Origin of the sequence: Streptomyces sp. NPDC088147 (genome assembly GCF_044741565.1) — a bacterium.
Classification (GTDB): Bacteria; Actinomycetota; Actinomycetes; order Streptomycetales; family Streptomycetaceae; genus Streptomyces.
Window position 1 is genome coordinate 549,073 of record NZ_JBIUSY010000003.1, and the last position, 15,847, is coordinate 564,919.

Annotated in this window: 15 protein-coding genes; 4 read left to right on the top strand and 11 right to left on the bottom strand. The window is 70.8% G+C overall.

Annotated features, from left to right (window positions below; genetic code table 11):
- The first annotated feature begins 42 nt into the window (after positions 1-42).
- Positions 43-753: a DUF5324 family protein gene (locus ACIOGX_RS13270; protein ID WP_356518142.1), complete on the top strand. Its 711-nt coding sequence runs from the start codon at positions 43-45 to the stop codon at positions 751-753.
- 265 nt (positions 754-1,018) lie between these two features.
- Here ACIOGX_RS13270 and ACIOGX_RS13275 read toward each other — a convergent pair whose 3' ends face one another.
- The gene (locus ACIOGX_RS13275) at positions 1,019-1,390 is read right to left on the bottom strand and encodes a DUF6344 domain-containing protein (RefSeq protein WP_356518144.1); all 372 of its coding nucleotides are present in this window, start codon (positions 1,388-1,390) and stop codon (positions 1,019-1,021) included.
- 468 nt (positions 1,391-1,858) lie between these two features.
- Here ACIOGX_RS13275 and ACIOGX_RS13280 point away from each other — a divergent pair, with 468 nt between their 5' ends.
- Positions 1,859-2,836, top strand: coding sequence for an alpha/beta hydrolase (locus ACIOGX_RS13280; RefSeq protein WP_356518146.1), 978 nt, complete (start codon positions 1,859-1,861; stop codon positions 2,834-2,836).
- Between the two features lie 122 nt (positions 2,837-2,958).
- Here ACIOGX_RS13280 and ACIOGX_RS13285 read toward each other — a convergent pair whose 3' ends face one another.
- The 10 genes from ACIOGX_RS13285 to ACIOGX_RS13330 all read right to left on the bottom strand — a co-directional run bounded on the left by ACIOGX_RS13285 (position 2,959) and on the right by ACIOGX_RS13330 (position 14,011).
- The gene (locus ACIOGX_RS13285; RefSeq protein ID WP_356518148.1) at positions 2,959-3,957 is read right to left on the bottom strand and encodes a cytochrome d ubiquinol oxidase subunit II; all 999 of its coding nucleotides are present in this window, start codon (positions 3,955-3,957) and stop codon (positions 2,959-2,961) included.
- Entirely contained in the window at positions 3,954-5,393 is a 1,440-nt protein-coding gene (locus ACIOGX_RS13290; RefSeq protein WP_401912751.1) for a cytochrome ubiquinol oxidase subunit I, read from the bottom strand. Before ACIOGX_RS13290 ends, ACIOGX_RS13285 begins: the two co-directional genes overlap by 4 nt.
- 191 nt (positions 5,394-5,584) lie before the next feature.
- Positions 5,585-6,790 carry an ABC transporter permease gene (locus tag ACIOGX_RS13295; RefSeq protein WP_356518152.1) on the bottom strand — a complete coding sequence of 402 codons (1,206 nt, stop codon included), beginning with the start codon at positions 6,788-6,790 and terminating at the stop codon, positions 5,585-5,587.
- Entirely contained in the window at positions 6,787-7,539 is a 753-nt protein-coding gene (locus ACIOGX_RS13300; RefSeq protein ID WP_384772846.1) for an ABC transporter ATP-binding protein, read from the bottom strand. The genes ACIOGX_RS13295 and ACIOGX_RS13300 overlap by 4 nt, the downstream gene beginning before the upstream one ends.
- 8 nt (positions 7,540-7,547) lie before the next feature.
- Complete coding sequence (locus tag ACIOGX_RS13305) at positions 7,548-8,549, bottom strand: peptidoglycan-binding protein (protein WP_401912754.1); 1,002 nt, start codon at positions 8,547-8,549, stop codon at positions 7,548-7,550.
- 188 nt (positions 8,550-8,737) lie between these two features.
- Positions 8,738-9,349 carry a hypothetical protein gene (locus ACIOGX_RS13310; RefSeq protein WP_401912756.1) on the bottom strand — a complete coding sequence of 204 codons (612 nt, stop codon included), beginning with the start codon at positions 9,347-9,349 and terminating at the stop codon, positions 8,738-8,740.
- 179 nt (positions 9,350-9,528) lie between these two features.
- Positions 9,529-10,992 carry a sensor histidine kinase gene (locus ACIOGX_RS13315; protein ID WP_401912759.1) on the bottom strand — a complete coding sequence of 488 codons (1,464 nt, stop codon included), beginning with the start codon at positions 10,990-10,992 and terminating at the stop codon, positions 9,529-9,531.
- An 89-nt stretch (positions 10,993-11,081) separates the two neighbouring features.
- Entirely contained in the window at positions 11,082-11,747 is a 666-nt protein-coding gene (locus ACIOGX_RS13320) for a response regulator transcription factor (protein ID WP_401912762.1), read from the bottom strand.
- A gap of 161 nt (positions 11,748-11,908) precedes the next feature.
- Positions 11,909-13,039, bottom strand: coding sequence for a PP2C family protein-serine/threonine phosphatase (locus tag ACIOGX_RS13325; RefSeq protein ID WP_401912765.1), 1,131 nt, complete (start codon positions 13,037-13,039; stop codon positions 11,909-11,911).
- Positions 13,040-13,138: 99 nt separating this feature from the next.
- Complete coding sequence (locus tag ACIOGX_RS13330) at positions 13,139-14,011, bottom strand: ion transporter (RefSeq protein ID WP_401912768.1); 873 nt, start codon at positions 14,009-14,011, stop codon at positions 13,139-13,141.
- A 390-nt stretch (positions 14,012-14,401) separates the two neighbouring features.
- Between ACIOGX_RS13330 and ACIOGX_RS13335 the strand changes: the two genes are divergently transcribed.
- Both ACIOGX_RS13335 and ACIOGX_RS13340 read left to right on the top strand, forming a co-directional pair.
- Entirely contained in the window at positions 14,402-14,623 is a 222-nt protein-coding gene (locus ACIOGX_RS13335; protein ID WP_401912770.1) for a hypothetical protein, read from the top strand.
- Between the two features lie 93 nt (positions 14,624-14,716).
- Positions 14,717-15,793, top strand: a complete 1,077-nt coding sequence (locus tag ACIOGX_RS13340; protein ID WP_401766098.1) for a sporulation protein — start codon at positions 14,717-14,719, stop codon at positions 15,791-15,793.
- Positions 15,794-15,847 lie beyond the last annotated feature (54 nt).

A 15,847-nucleotide genomic window follows, 5' to 3' on the forward strand; every position in this document is an offset into this window, starting at 1 on the left:
TGGATAGGCGAAATACGGAACGCCACCGAGGAGGATGATCCTGTGACCCGCATGGACAGCGTGCGCGCCGCTACCGGTTCGGCGAAGGAGAGCGTGCAGCACGCCGCGGAAGCGGTGGCCCCTTACGCCGGTTCGGCCAAGGAACAGGCCGCTCTGGCCAAGGAACAGGCCGCGCTCTACGCCCGCGAGGCGCGCGTACGGCTCGCCCCGACAGTATCGAAGGCCGCTCAGCAGGCTCGTGTTCAGTACGGCGCCCATGTGGCGCCCCGGGTACCCCCAAAGGTCGATGAAGCCGCTCACCGCGCCGCGGTGGGCACTCGTCAGGCCGCCCGTCAGGCGGCGGATTACACAGTGCCGCGCGTGAACCAGGCGGTGGCCACCGCACGGCCGGTGGCCGGACAGGCCGCGGCGCGTTCCGCGGCCGCCCTGGCCGCTCTGCGCGGACAGGTCACGGCGAAAGAGATCCAGAAGCTGGTGAGGAAGCATGAGCGGCGGGCCAGGGCCGGCCGGGTCGCCAAGGGCCTGGCGGTCCTCGGTGTGCTGGCCGGTGGGGCTTTCGCCGCCTGGAAGTGGTGGGACAAGCAGGCGAATCCGGACTGGCTCGTGGAGCCGCCGGCCGCTACCGAGGTCTCGGAGCGTGGTCCGCTGACGTCCGTGGACGGCAGCCATGTGGTCGATCCGCTGGATCCGGAGGTCCAGGCGAAGCAGGCCGAGGCCGAGGCGTCGGAGAACGACCGGGACGACCGCCCCTGAGCGCACGGACCGCGGAGATCACAGACCGGGCGTGGCACTCGCCGCGCCTGTAGTCCTTGTCGTCCGCGCCTTCGCCGTCTGCGCTCGAACGGCTCGAATGGCTCGAACGGTGTGCGTACCTGCTGTTCGCATACGCGCTGTTCGCGTGCTTGCTGTTCGCGTACTTGCTGTCCGCGTCGTCCTCGTCGCGCCACCGGCGTACGGGGTTCGGCGACGGGCGCACCGGAGGTGAGGGGCGCCGGGAGACCGCGGGGTTCCCGGCGCCTCACGCCGCGACGAGTGCCGCGTCGGCGGCGTACGCGCTCACCTGCGCCTCGCGGGCATCGGCCTCGCTCGGCACGGTCGCCGGCAGATGACGGACCGAAGGTGACGAGCCGTGCGCCTCCGCGTGGATACGCTGCTTGATCGTGGGCGGCAGCGACCGGCCGCGTGGCAGCGACCTGGGTACGGTCGCTCTGGCCGGAGTGGCCTTGGCGACGTAGTGCGCGGCGGCGGGTGCCGGCGCGGGCTGCTCGGCCGGCTGCTGCACGGCGTTGCCGGCGGCCGCGGCCGGGGCGGTCAGCCCCAGGGAGGCGAGCACCGCGAAGAACGCGGTGATGAAGACAGTCCACAGTTTCTTGACCTTGAAGGCGGCCATGACCCCTCGCTTTCGGGTTGGGCGGTTTACATACCTTCCTTATGATGTGGACGCATCTTGAGAATCCAGGGAGCTACGCCGCCGTCCGGCAGTTCTTCGGATGAACACCACTCGTACGGTCCAACCGACCCCGCGTAATCGCGGGCCGGAGCGCGCCCGAAGCCGCATCTGAAGCAGTGCTTCCGCGCCGCCGACCGACTTGCACAAGCGCACGTCAGCGCCCTTTCAGCGGCTCCGCGCCGCTCTCTTCGCCGGCCGAAGCACGACTTCCGCGCCGCCGCCACCCGGAACGATCGCCGCCGCGCGGGGCGCACCGCCTGCCCGGCCTCGCGGATCACCCGCCTGCCGTCCAGGACGCGCCGTATCGGCACAAACCGGAAAAGCTGATGTCTGGACCGCCGCTCGGCCCGCTCCTCGGCTCGCCGCTCGGCCGCCCCTTCCCGGCAGAAGAGAAAGAGAGAGAACGCCATGACGCTGCGCCTGTCCCGAGAGCTCATACGTTCGCGGCCCGTCGCCGCCCTCGCCTCCGTGTGCTCCGTGGCGGCGCTCGCCGCGCCCGCGCCCGCCATCGCCGGTGGCGCTTCCTCCAGTTCGGGCAACGGCGGCATAGCCAAGCCGACCGTGGTGCTGGTGCACGGCGCGTTCGCCGACGCCTCAGGATGGGACGGGGTGGTGGAGCGGCTTCAGCGCGACGGCTATCCCGTCATAGCCCCCGCGAACCCGCTGCGCGGGCTGGCCAGTGACTCCGCCTACATCGCCAGCGTCCTCAAGAGCGTCAAGGGACCGGTCATCCTCGCCGGCCATTCCTACGGCGGCGCGGTGATCGGCGAGGCCGCCGCCGGCAACCGCAACGTCAAGGCGCTCGTCTACATCTCGGCGTTCATGCCCGACAAGGGCGAGACGCTCGGGGCGCTGGGCGCGAAGTTCCGCGGCAGCGAACTCGATCCGGCGCTCAGACAGGTGCCGTTCCAGGACGGCGACGGCACGACGGGCACCGATCTGTACATCAAGCCCGACAAGTTCCACCAGGTCTTCGCCGCCGACCTCGCGGCGTCCACCGCCGCGCAGATGTCCGCCACCCAGCGCCCGATCAGCGCCACGGCCTTCACCGAGAAGGCCCGCGGCGCCGCCTGGAAGTCCATCCCGTCGTGGTTCCTGGTCGCCACCAAGGACCGGGCGATAGCCCCGGATCTGGAGCGCTTCGAGGCCAAACGGTCGGGCTCCCACACCATCGAGGTGAACTCCTCGCACGTGGCGATGATCTCCCACCCCGGCACCGTCACCAGCCTCATCCTCGACGCCATACGCACCGAGGCCTCCGGCACGCCGTCGCTGGCCACCACGGGCAGTACGACGAGCGCCACCGGCCTCATCGGCGTCGGCGCCATCGTCGCGGGCGTGGGCCTGATCGTGGCCGTACGCAGGCACCAGGCACGCGACCGCTGACCGCCGAGCCGCCACGAACCCGAGCCGCCGCGAACCCGGACCGACCCCCTTCGAACCGTGTTCAGGCGGTTCGGCGGGGGTCGGAGGGGATTTCGAGGGGGTCGGACGTGGTTCGGAGGGGGTTACTCCCTCGCCCCGAGTCTGCCGCGGTTGTGCAGGACGTACAGGAACGCCAGGGACGGAACGATGAGGAGCACGGCGGCGCCGGCGACACCCACGAGCACCCACAGCGTGGGCGTGGGCGAGGCCGCTGCGGAGATGCTCAGGTGCGTACCCAGCAGATACGGGTACTGCGCGACCCCCCATCCGCAGACGACGGCGGCCACCGCCAGGGCCGCCGACATGCGCAGCACACCGGTTCTTCCGGTCTTGAGCAGGAAGAGAGTGGCCAGGCCGCTCAGGGCGGAGATGATGAGCAGCGGCAGTCCGCGATGGCTCAACTCGTGGAACAGACGCGGCGAGTCCGCCTGGAGCACGAAGATCCCGGCCAGACCGACCAGGCCGGTGGCGGCTCCGGCGAGCAGCGCGCGCCGGCTGAACCACGCTTCGAGTGCGGGGCTCCCCGTCTGCCGCGCGGCGGCCGTCAGAAACACCGCGGCCAGGTAGGAGCAGACCAGGACCGCCAGTACTCCACCGAGCACGGACGTCGGGTTGAGCCAGCTGCCGAGCGGATCGCCCTTCCCGCCGGCCGGTACCCGTCCGGACGCGATCGCCCCGGCCAGGCTTCCGAAGCAGTACGGGGTGACCACCGAGGACAGCGCGAAGAACACCCCGTAGACCCGCTGCTCCGGGGTACGCATCGACTCCTTGCGGAACGCGAAGCCCGCCCCGCGCAGCACGATGCCGAGCGCGGCCAGCCCCAGGGGGATGTACAGCGTCGTGGTGATGGCGGCGAAGGCCGCGGGGAAACCGCTCCACAGCACGACGAGGCAGTAGATCAGCCAGGTGTGGTTGGCCTCCCAGACGGGCCCGACCGTCAGGTCGATCAGATGGCGGGACCGGCTGCCACGCGCCGCTCCGCCGCCGGTCAGGTCCCAGAAGCCGGCGCCGAAGTCGGCCCCGCCGAAGAGCGCGTAGGCGATGACGCCGACGAACAGGATGACCGCGATGGCATCGCTCATGCCGACCGGCCCTCTTTCGGGTGCGTTCCGGTGAGAGGCCGCTCGGGCCCGTAGGGGACGTCGACGGCGTCGTCGCCCTCGTCTCTCCACCGTCGTGTCAGGGACCGCAGGACGAGTACGGCGCCGGTTCCCACCGCGAGGTAGATGGCCAGGGCGGCCGCGAAGAACGGCCAGAGATTGCCCTGGGTCGCCACGGCGTCCTTGGTCAGCAGCAGGCCCCTGACCGTCCACGGCTGCCGTCCGACCTCGGTGACCACCCAGCCGCTCTCCAGGCACAGCACCGCGACGACTCCGCTCACGGCGACGCACCACAGGAAGAGGCGGTTGGCCGGCACCTCCCGCCGGCGCCACCACAGCCACGCGAACCAGAGGGCGAGAGCGAGCAGCGCGAACGCCGTACCGACCATGACGTCGAAGGCCAGATGGACGATGCTCACCGCCGTGTCCTCGGGCCGTACCGCGGGAGGGATGGCGTCGAGTCCGCGGATCTCGGTGGAGGGGCTGAACCCGGCGAGCAGGGAGGCCATGTCGGGTACGGGGAGCCCGTAGCGGACCTCGCCGTCGATCAGTACCCCGGCGAGCGTCTCCGGGACATGGTTCCCGGTGGTGGGCAGCAGTTCGATGGCGGCGAACTTCGCCGGCTCGCTGTGGAACACCTGACGGGCGACGATGTCGCCGACGAAGATCTGTACGGGTATGGCGACGGCGGCCACGGTGAACCCGATGAGGAACCCGAGCCGGTGGTAGGCGTCGCGACGCCCCTTCAGCAGTCCGACGGCGTAGACCCCCGCCACCGTGAAGCCGGCGACGATATACGCCGCCAGCAGCATGTGGATGCTCTCGAACCAGAAGGCGCCGTTGAAGAACACGCCCGCCGGACGGACCTCCGCCACGCGCCCGTCCCGCATCGTGATGCCGCCCGGCTGGTTCATCCAGCTGTTCGCCGCCACGACCGCGCAGGTGCCACCGATGCTCGCCAGGACGACGGGCACGCCCGTCCAGAAGTGCGTCCAGGGAGGGAGCCGCTTCCAGCCGTAGATATAGATCGAGACGAAGATCGCTTCGAGGAAGAAGAAGATGCCTTCGATCGCGAAGGGGAAACCGAAGGCGGCGCCGTAGCGTCCCATCAGCCCCGGCCAGAGGATCCCGAGTTCGAAGCTGAGCACGGTACCGGTGACGGCTCCCACGGCGAACAGCACGGCCGCCACCTTCGACCAGCGCTGCGCGAGAAGCAGGGCCTGGTCGTCACCGCGGCGCAGACCGCGGTAGTTGGCGATGAGCATCAGAGCCGTGAGAGCCACGCCGAACGGCACGAGAATGATGTGGAAGCCCAGAGTGAACGCCATCTGCTCGCGGGCGGGCAGCAGTTGCGGCGGATCGTCAGCCGAGGCCAGAACCTGAAGCAGGATCCCGGCAGCATCAGGTGAGTACGGCATCCCCGCATCCTTCACGCGCCCGTCGGACTCACGGCCCCGGAGACACGGACCGGACACCGAAGCAACCCGTTCGGACGACGGGGAGCGGGCGGAGGCCGGCCGCCGGGTTCGCCGGCCCGTTGGAGAGGCCGGTGACCGGTCCTTCGACGGTCACCGGCCTCTCCACGGACAGGGCGGGATCGGTGGCCGGGTCAGGCCGCGGCCAGTGCCACGGTCGGGGGTGTGCGCGCGGCTCGCAGCGCCGGGTAGAGCCCGGCGATCGCGCCGATCACCATCGTCGAGGCGATCCCGCCCACGGGTGCCACGAGGGGGATCGCCGTGGGCCAGCCCTGGCTGAGGGCGTATCCGGCGGTGACGGCGGCGCCGAGCGCCGCTCCGCCCAGACCGCCCAGTGTGGACAGCAGCAGGGCCTCGACGAGGAACTGCCGGGTGATGTGCCGGCGGGCCGCGCCGAGGGCGCGTCGCAGGCCGATCTCCCTGCGTCGTTCGATGACGGTGATGACCATGGTGTTGGCCACTCCGATACCGCCGACGAGCAGGGCCACCCCGCCGAGTCCGACGAGCAGCCCGGTGAAGGACGCCTCGGCCGCCTGACGCGCCTTCAGCGCGTCGGAAGGGCGGCTGACGGCGACGTTCTGGGGATTCTCCGGGTCGACGGCACGGGGCAGCAGACCGCGGACGCTTTCGACGAGGGAGTCGGGAGAGCGCTCGTACACCATGGTGGGGCGGCCGTCGAAGCCGAGATACCGCTCGGCCGCCGCGCCGTTGACCAGGACCGCGGAGTCCAGATCCCGCGCGAGCGGTACCGGGTCGAGGACGCCGAGGACGGTGAAGTAGCGGTCTCCGATCCACACTTGCTCGCCCGCGTGCGTCACTCCGAGCCGGTAGGCGGCCCGGTGGCCGAGCACGGTCGTGGGGTAGCGGTCGGGCGCCCGGTCCAGCCAGCCGCCCCGGGCCAGGGTGCCGCGCAGGGTCTTCACCAGGTTCCCGTCGACGGCGAGGACGGTCAGCCCGTTCGTCTCGGCGGGATCCACCCGCGCGTTGCGGTAGGCACCGATGTCCTTGACCTCGCCGGTCGCGCTGACGGAGTCGACCCCGTCGGCGCGGGCGACCGTGTCCACGGCGGTCTCGGGAAGGAGTACGGGCTCGCCGGTCAGGGGGTCCTGGCCCGGGGCGATGGTCAGGAGGTTGGTGCCGAGTTTGTCCAGTTCGGCGTCGAGGTGTGCCTGGCTGGAGGTGGAGATCCCGATGACGGCGATCATCGCGGCGATCCCGATGGCGATACCGGCGGCGGAGAGCACCGCGCGCAGCGGACGCGTCCGGAGTCCGTTGGCACCCAGCCGGAACAGATCGCCGCCGCGCAGGCGTGAGGGCGCGAGGTTCGTACGGCCTCTCATGCGGTCGCCCCGTCCGCGCCCGCGCCGGGCGGTGCCTGGCGGATGTCGTCGACGAGTCGTCCGTCCCGCATCAGGAGCCGGCGCGGCAGGCTCGCGGCCAGCCCGGTGTCGTGGGTGATGATCACGACGGTGGTGCCGGAGGTGTGGAGTTCGCGCAGCAGGTCCACCACCAGGGCGCCGGACCGGGTGTCGAGTGCGCCGGTCGGTTCGTCCGCCAGCAGCAGGGGTGGATCGCCCACGACGGCGCGCGCGATGGCGACCCGCTGCCGTTCGCCGCCCGACAGCTGGTGGGGCCGGTGGTCCAGGCGGTGGCCCAGCCCGACCCGGTGCAGCGCGGCCTCGGCGCGTGTCCGGCGCCGCCGCCGGGGCAGTCCCGTGTACAGCAGTCCGTCGGCGACGTTGTCGAGGGCGCGGGTGCCTTCGGCGAGGTGGAAGTGCTGGAAGACGAAACCGATCCGGTGGGCGCGCAGCGACGACAGGCCCCGGTCGTCGAGCCGGGCCACATCGTGCCCGTCGATGACCACCTGCCCCGAGCTGGGCCGGTCCAGAGTGCCGACGAGATTGAGCAGGGTCGACTTGCCCGACCCGGAGGGCCCGACGACGGCGACCAGTTCTCCCCGCGCGACCGAGGCCGTGACCTCGCGCAGGGCGTGGACCCGGTGCTCACCGCTGCCGTACGAGCGGCCCACATCCGTCAGCCGCACCACAGGCTCGGCGGAACCGGCGGGCAGGACGGCGGTGTCGTGCATGACGGCGGTCACAGCTTGGGCACCCCCACCCGTACGCCCTCGGAGATCCCCGGGCCGCTCACCTCCACACGGCCGTTGGTGAACGCACCCGTCTTCACCTGCACCCGGCGGACCTTGCCGCCCTCCACGATCTGCACCCCGAACCCGCCGCCCGGCAGCGGCAGGAGTGCCGTGACCGACACGGAGTACACGTCCTCGGCCTCCACCCGGCTCAGCACCACCATGACGTCCGCGCTCTGAACGTTCTTGACTTCCCCGGGAGAGCTGAGCTTGACGGTGACGGGAACGACCTTCTTGCTCTCCTTGTTCAGCTTCTGCGCCCCGACGGAGGAGACCGTCCCCGGTGTCCGCTTGCCGTCCGGCAGCTCGATCTCCACCTTGGCGCCCTTGACGACGAGTTCCTGTGCCTCCTGCGGCACCTCTGTGGTGACCCGCTGCTGGGAACCGCCGGCCTGGAGCACCTCGGCGCCGGCCGTCGCGGGGTCACCGGGGCGCACGGACGCCTTCTTGATCCGCAGGATGTCGGGGGCGAACACCACCCGGCCCAGTTCTATCTTTCCGCTCCGCGGCAGGCCGTTGTTCTTCTGCCAGCGCTTCACCGCGGCCTCGGTCTTCTCCGTGAACTCCTCGTCGACCGTGAAGTCGACATAACCGAGCGCTGCCAGATTCTCCTCCAGCATGCGCACATCCCTGCCGTTCTTCATACCGGCCTTGAACTCGCGCCAGGCGGGAAGGTCACCCTGCATCAGGAACACCGGCATGTCATCGACCGCGTACAGGCGCTCCCCGCGCTCGATGATGCTGTTCGCGGACGGCAGCCAGGTGAAGATCCCCCGCATCTGATTCGTGACCCGGCGGTCACCGAAGAACTGGAGGACGCCGAAGGACCGCACCTCCGAGACCAGATCGGCCCGCACGATCTTCTCCGTGGCGGGCGGCATCGGCTCGCTCACGGTGGACGGTTCGGGCGTGTTCGCCCGCGTGTAGAACAGACCTCCGCCGACCGCCATGCCCACGAGAGCGACGGCGGCTCCGGCGAACAGCCAACGACGCCCGCGCCGACGGCCGCGACGCCGCCCTCTCTCTCCGGCCCCGGGGTACTCGGGCTCCTCCCCATAGGGCTGGACCTCCGCCCCGTAGGACCCGGCAGCCTCCCCGTGGGTCTCGGCCCCGGGCCCTACGGGCTCGGCAACGTCCCTCACCGCTCACCGCCCTGCGACGAGACGTCCTTGATCATCTTGTCGAGGACGTCCTGCTCGCGCTTGCACGCCTTCTGCGCCGCCGTGAGCTCGGGGGTCGACTTGAGCTGCACGCTGCCGTCCGCGTTCGGCTTGGGGGGCACGTAACCGTTCTTACGCATACATGCCATGTACTTCAGGCGGAGCGCCTCGAAGTCGGGGTTCTCGGTGAGGTCCTTCAAACCCGGGTCGCCGCTCCCCGCCATGGCGCCGGGGAGCTTGCCGCACGCCTTCTCCAGCTTGTCGAGGACGCTCTGCGGGGTACCGGCGGGAATCTGCGGCGCCTCACCCGGCTTCGGGTCCTTCACCTGGACGCCGTTGTCCCGCATGCACGACGCGTACGTGATACCGGAATCCGCGCCGGACTCACCGCTGTCGCCCGTATCGCCGCCCGAGGCGCCGCCCGTCGAAGCGCCGCCGGTCGCCCCGTCGCCCGTCCCACCGGCTCCTTGCGACGAGGCGGCAGGCGGTTTCTCCGAATTTCCGCCACAGGCCGCTGCCCCGACGGCCAGAAGCACCACCATCGCGCTCGTGGCGAGACGGCGGCGGGGAGTGCGGGCGAATGGACGCATGAAAACCTCCGGAGACCGGTGCGGCTCGGAAAAGACGCACAGGGAACAGATAGGAAGCCGCCGTCCCGGAACGCGGGAGAAAGGGGTCGGCAGATCAGGTCCCAGCACACCAGGACAGGCATTTCGTGGCCGTCTGCTGATTTCTTTATGCTCTCCACATCCCTGGTGCGCGCGGCAGATCAGGACGTGGAAGCACGGCCCCCGCACAGGTCCGCGGTGGGGAGGGTGACGGTGATGCCGAGGCCGCCGTCCCGTAGTGGTTCCGCGTGGAGGGTTCCGTTGTGGGCGCGGACGATCGATTCCACGATGGCGAGGCCGAGGCCGTAGCCCGCCGGGCGGTCCGGGCGGCTCGTGCGGCGGGTGTCGAGGCGGTGGAAGGGTTCCAGGATGCGGTCCGTCTCGGTGCGGGTGAGCGTGCGTCCGGTGTTGCGTACGACGAGCCGGGTCCCGTGCTCGGGCCGCTCGTCCACGCTCACGGTCACCGTTCCGCCCGGGTGGTTGTGGCGGACGGCGTTGTCGACGAGGTTGGTGACCAGCTGCCGCAGCAGGACCCGGTCGCCGAGGACCCGGCCCCGGCCCACCGACGCGGTCAGGACCACCCCCGCGTCGGCCGCCGCCGGGGTGGCCTGGGTGCACACCTCCCGTGCCAGGACGTCCAGTTCGACGGCCTCCTCGGCGAGCGCGCCGTGGTCGGCGCGGGCCAGGACCAGCAGCGCCTCGGTGATCTCCGTGGAGCGCCGGTTGAGGGTGAGCAGGTCGGGGCCCAGGTCCTCCAGCCGGTACTCGCCGGGCGCGGCGAGCGCGACCTGGAGGAGGGTCCGCATCCCGGCCAGCGGGGTGCGCAGCTCGTGCGACGCGTTCGCCGCGAACCGGCTCTGCGCCTGGAACGCCTTGTCCAGGCGCTGGAGCATCGCGTCGAAGGTGTCGGCGAGTTCCCTGATCTCGTCCTTCGGTCCGGCCAGCGCGATCCGCTCGTGCAGTGTGGACCCGGCGATGCTCCGGGCGGTCGCGGTGATCCGCTGGAGCGGCGCCAGCATCCGCCCCGCCACGAACCAGCCCAGCACCACCGCGATCACCAGCAGGACGAGGAGGGCCACGGCGCTGAAGATCAGCAACGCGTCGAGGAAGTCGGCTTTCGACGCGACCTCGAACGTGATGATGCCCGACTTGGTCGGCCGGGCCTCCGACGCGCCTGTGCCGGATGCGTCGTCGGCTTCCGCGGCTTCCGTCGGTTCCGCGGCGGCATCCGCGGGGGCGCTGGGTACGGCAGGCTTCCCCGCGGCGGTACTGGGCGCGATGCCCGCCTCTCCGGCGCCGTCCGCGGGAGCACTGGGGGCGGCGCCCGCGACCGCGCCGGCGCCGGCCGCGGCACTCGCCTCCTTACCAGCACCCGTGCCGGCAGTGGGCGCGGCGCCCGCCGCTCGGCCGGCATCCGTACCGTCACCGGATACGGAGCGCTCCTCCGTACCGGCACCCGGACCGGACAGGACAGGGACCTTCACGAGGTTCGGGGCATAGGTCGGCCCGTAGTTCATGAACAGATACAGCAGACCGATCATGGCCACACCGGCCGCCGCGAAGAGTCCGGCGTAGGTGAGGGTCAGCCGGGTGCGGATGGTGAGCCGGCTCCGGACGGTGCTCACGGGGCCGCTGGTCACGGGGCCGCTGGTCGCAGGCCCGGTGGTCACAGGGGCGCTGGTCACGGGTCCGCCGGTCACAGGGCCGGTGGTGGTCACGGGGACGGTGCCAGGTAGTAGCCGACACCGGTCATCGTGTGCAGCAGGGCCGGTTCACCCAGCTTGCGCCGCAGGGTGGAGACGGTGACGCGTACGGAGTTGGTGAACGGGTCCGCGTGCTCGTCCCACGCCTTCTCCAGCAGCGTCTCCGCGCTGATGACCCCGCCCCCGGCCGCCGTCAGGAGATGCAGCACGGCGAACTCCTTACGGGTCAGCCGCAGATACCGGCCCTCCCGGTACGCCTCACGACGGAACGGATCCAGCCGCAGCCCCGCATACTCCAGAACCGGCGGCGGCGGAGTCCCCGCCCGCCGCTGAAGCGCCCGCAGCCGCGCCACCAGCTCCGGAAAATCGAACGGCTTCGGCAGATAATCGTCCGCGCCCAGCCGCAGCCCGCCCACCCGGTCATCCAGCGAAGCAGCCGCCGTCAGCATCAGCACCCGCACCGACCGGTACTCCTCCACCACCCGCCGGCACACCTCATCGCCATGCACCCCCGGCAGATCCCGGTCCAGCACCACCACGTCATAGTCATGGCAGGCCAGATTCTCCAACGCCCGTTCACCATCGGTCACCAGATCCACCGCCATCGCCTCACGGCGCAGCCCCGCCACCAGAGCCCGCCCCATCAGCGGCTCGTCCTCCACGACGAGTACGCGCACGTGCTGTCCCTCCCTCACCCTCTCCGGTTCGCATCGGGTCGACAGCCGGGGGCCGCGACCGGATGGCAGGGCTCACGGCGCCATCTCATCGCACGGGTTGTTTGGCGGGTGTATGCGAAATTCCTTATCCTCACCACATACGACGCCCGCGGGCCCCGTGGTCAGACCACGCGCTGCACGGCGACCATCGCCACGTCGTCGGTGGGCCGCGCGCCGACGTATCGCAGCAGGTCGGACCGTATGGCGTCGAGCATCTCCGCCGCGTCACGGTCGGTCCACCGGGCCACCCGCTCGGTTAGCGGGTAGAAGCGCCCGGCCGCGTCGCGTGCCTCGATGACACCGTCGGTGTAGAGCAGCAGCCGGTCACCGACGGCCAGCTCATAGGTGTCCACGTGCTGCTCGGCGGCGCAGAGATCACCGAGCCCCAGCGGCAGCGCGGATTCCATGGGATCGAGCGGGAGCACCGTGTCCCGGCGGATGAGCAGCGGCGGCGGGTGGCCCCTGTTGGCGATCCGGACCACGTCCTCCCCCTCGCTGAACTCCACGATCACCGCGGTGACGAACCCCTCCAGCGCCCGGCTGCGGGAGACGTCATCCGGTGCGTCGCCGGAGGTGGCCCGCACGTCGACGAGATCATCGCGCAGGCTGCGGTCGAGGAAGTCGGGCAGCTCCGCCAGTGTGGTGCCGTTCCTGGCCGCCTGCCGGAAGGCCGTCAGCAGATAGACGACCACTTCGACCGCGCCGAGCCCTTTTCCCTGCACGTCACCGACCATGACGCGGACGGAGCGTGGCGTGACGGCGGCGGCGTACACATCGCCGCCGATATTGGCCTCCTCCTCCGCCGCGATGTACACGGAGGAGATCGACAAGCGGCCCAGCCGACGCGGAAGCGGTCGCAGCACCAGGTTCTGCATGACCGTGGCGACCCAGCGCGACTGGGCGAGTTCGCGTTCGCGCCGTTGCCGCAGTGAGGCCGTCACGACGGACGCGACGCTGATCAGCGCCACGGTGGCGAACGAGATGGGGAAGGCCTCGGTGCCCAGGGTGTCGTTGTTCACCGCCGCGACGGCGACACTGAGCAGCGTCAGCAGTACGACGAAGAGGACCTGCCCCGGGGCCAGGAAGGTCGCCGAGAGTGCGGGCACCGCCACCATCAGCCCGCCGATCCGGATATTCGGGTTGGTCAGCAGGTCGAAGCCGAGCAGCCCGGCCAGGCACACGAGCGCCGCCGCCAGCTTCACATACGGCCGGCGTACGAGGCGCGACGACGTGGCTGCCCCAGTCGTGCCCATGACCCCAAACTACGTCGCGACAGTCCGCCCCGCCTCCCACGCGCCGGCCTTCTCCGCGCCGGCCGCGCGCCACTGCCCCGCACACCGGGCAGGACAGGGTCAGCGCCGGGACGGTGCCGACGGCTCCAGGCTCGCTTCGAGGTCGTCCAGCGTCCGGCGGGCGTCGGCGATCCGCGCCCGTAGTGCCGCGTTCGCGTCGTCCGCGGCCGCCGGTCGCGCGGGTACGGGGTGGTCCTGCCCGGCTTCGAGCTCGCGTGCCTCTTGCAGCGAGTTGATGACAACGCCGATGAGGAGGTTGACGAGGACGAACGATCCGAGCAGGACGAAGGAGGCGAAGTAGGCAATGGACCAGCGGGAGATCTCGAGCCCGGCCCGTACCGCGTCACCGAGGCCGTCGAGGGTCATGAGGAGGAAGAGAGTGAGGACGGCGCGGCCGAAGGACCCGTAGTGCTCGGGATCGTCGTCGGCGAAGAAGACCCAGCCGACCATGGCGTACACATACAGCAGGAGTGCCCCGACGAGCAGGAAACTCAGCGTGCCGGGCAGGCTCTTGCCGACGGCGACGATCACGACGCGCAGTTGGGGAAGGAATCGCGCGGCGCGCAGCACCCGGGCCAGGCGCAGGAGCCGGAGCACGGTGGCGTTCTCGCGGGCGAACGGCATGAAGGCCACGGTGACGACGAGCAGGTCGAAAATGTTCCACGGGTCGCGGAAGAAGTCTCCGGGGCGGTCGGCGTGGGCGGCGGCGCGCAGCAGTATCTCGGCCGTGAAGGCGACGAGGAAGAGATGCTCAGCGGCCTTCAGGACCCCGTGCCATTGGTGTACGACGCCGGTATAGGTCTCGATGCCCAACAGCGCGGCGTTGCCCGCGATGAGGCAGAACACGGTGGCGGTGAACGCGCCGGAGTCCACGATGCGGCGGCTGTGGTCGGCGAGACTGCGCCGTAACCGCGCGGCGGTCCGTTCGGACATGGGGTGAGTCGTTTCCTCGCAGACCTGTTCCTGCTCTCCAACAGGTGTGGATCTTAGAGGGTGTTGGTGTCGGACCGGACTGTCGGCCAGGGTCCGGCCGCTCTTCCGGGAGCGCGCGGGTCGCCCCGCGGGGCGATCTTCCCCACCGGCCGGGGCGCTTTTCGGACGTTCCCCGGCGAGCCGCCGGGATGCCGCCTGCGCGGGGCACCCGACCTCTATGCTTCTACACGCGTGTAGAAAACACGAGGGGCTGCCCGGATGTTCCCGGCTGCCCCGCGGGCGACGGGCAGTCGGCCGGAAGGGGTGCCGTGCGCCACAGCGAGCACAGGGCATCGGCCACCGGAGCTGTGCGCCGCCCGGATCATCCATCGTTTCCCTGGGAGGGCCGTCGTGGCTTCGATCGACCTGGACAAGGTGCTGGACAAGGCGTGGGCGGACAAGAGTCTGCCGGAGATCCTCGCCGCGCCGGTGGCGGCGCTGAAGGGAGTCTCCGACCGAGACGGCGAACTCCTTCAGGAGGCGTTCGGCGTCACGTCGGTCGCCGATCTGGCCGGCCTGAAGTACGCGCGCTGGGCTCAGGCCCTGGCCGCGCTGGACACCTCCGCCAAGTAACCCTGGCTCGTCCACTGGTGGGCTCCGCCCCCTTCGGGGCCCACCGGCGGCGACGGAAGAGCCTCACGTACACATGAAGGAGTGAACGCCACGATGGTGTTCAAACGGCTGCTCGGCTCGCTCGGCGTGGGCGGGCCCACGGTGGACACGGTCCTCGCTCCGGGCGCGGTACCGCCCGGCGGCGTCCTGAGCGGGCAGGTCCATCTGAAGGGCGGCGACACCGACTTCACGATCGAGCACATCACCCTGGAGCTCGTGGCCCGCGTGGAAGCGGAGCACGACGGCGGGGAGTCCGAGGGCACGGTCGTCTTCGACCGGTTCAGCGTCGGCGGGAATTTCCGCCTCGCCGCCGGCGAGCAGCACAGTGTGCCCTTCAGCGTGATGCTGCCGTGGGAGACCCCGGTCACCGAACTGTACGGCCAGAGCCTCGGCATCGTCCTCGGGGTGCGCACCGAGCTGGCGGTGGCCGGCGCGAAGGACAAGGGCGACCTCGACCCGCTGGCGGTGCGCCCGCTGCCCGCCCAGGAAGCGATCCTGGAGGCGCTCGGGCAGCTCGGCTTCGGCTTCAAGTCCGCGGACCTGGAATATGGGCACATCGGCGGCACCGGCCAGCAGCTGCCCTTCTACCAGGAGATCGAACTCGCCCCGGCCCCGCGGTACGCGCACCAGGTCAACGAGATCGAGGTGACCTTCCTGGCGAACCCGGGCGTGCTGGAGGTGGTCCTGGAGGCCGATAAACGCGGTGGCTTCTTCTCGGGGGGCCACGACGCGGTGACCCGCTTCACCGTCAACCACCACGGCGTCGAACAGATCGACTGGCACGCCGAAGTCGACTCCTGGATCCGCCGGCTGGTCGAGCACCACGCCTCCTCCGGCGGCCACGGCTCGTACGGGCACAGCGGCTCGTACGAGCACAGCGGCTCGCATCACGGCGGCCCCTACGCACACGGCGCCGCCCACAGCGGCCACACCCACAAGGACGAGCACGGCCACGGCGAGCACCATCACGACGGCGGCCACCGCTCCGGGCCCGGCATGGGGACCGCGATCGCGGCCGGCGCCGCGGGACTCGCCGTCGGCGTGGTCGGCGGCATGGTCGCCGCTGAAGTCATCGACGAGGTGGGCGACTTCTTCGAAGGCGACGACGAGGAAGAGGGCGACGAGGGCTGAGCCGTCCTCGCCTCCCAGGTGACCTCTGCTCCCAGGTGACCTCTGCTCCGAGGT

Coding starts and splice junctions, on each gene's coding strand:
- ACIOGX_RS13325 (WP_401912765.1), bottom strand. CDS start 13,039: ATGGGCACGACTGGGGCAGCCACGTCGTCGCGCCTCGTACGCCGGCCG.
- ACIOGX_RS13310 (WP_401912756.1), bottom strand. CDS start 9,349: ATGCGTCCATTCGCCCGCACTCCCCGCCGCCGTCTCGCCACGAGCGCG.
- ACIOGX_RS13330 (WP_401912768.1), bottom strand. CDS start 14,011: ATGTCCGAACGGACCGCCGCGCGGTTACGGCGCAGTCTCGCCGACCAC.
- ACIOGX_RS13305 (WP_401912754.1), bottom strand. CDS start 8,549: ATGGCGGTCGGCGGAGGTCTGTTCTACACGCGGGCGAACACGCCCGAA.
- ACIOGX_RS13280 (WP_356518146.1), top strand. CDS start 1,859: ATGACGCTGCGCCTGTCCCGAGAGCTCATACGTTCGCGGCCCGTCGCC.
- ACIOGX_RS13285 (WP_356518148.1), bottom strand. CDS start 3,957: ATGAGCGATGCCATCGCGGTCATCCTGTTCGTCGGCGTCATCGCCTAC.
- ACIOGX_RS13340 (WP_401766098.1), top strand. CDS start 14,717: ATGGTGTTCAAACGGCTGCTCGGCTCGCTCGGCGTGGGCGGGCCCACG.
- ACIOGX_RS13275 (WP_356518144.1), bottom strand. CDS start 1,390: ATGGCCGCCTTCAAGGTCAAGAAACTGTGGACTGTCTTCATCACCGCG.
- ACIOGX_RS13290 (WP_401912751.1), bottom strand. CDS start 5,393: ATGCCGTACTCACCTGATGCTGCCGGGATCCTGCTTCAGGTTCTGGCC.
- ACIOGX_RS13300 (WP_384772846.1), bottom strand. CDS start 7,539: ATGCACGACACCGCCGTCCTGCCCGCCGGTTCCGCCGAGCCTGTGGTG.
- ACIOGX_RS13295 (WP_356518152.1), bottom strand. CDS start 6,790: ATGAGAGGCCGTACGAACCTCGCGCCCTCACGCCTGCGCGGCGGCGAT.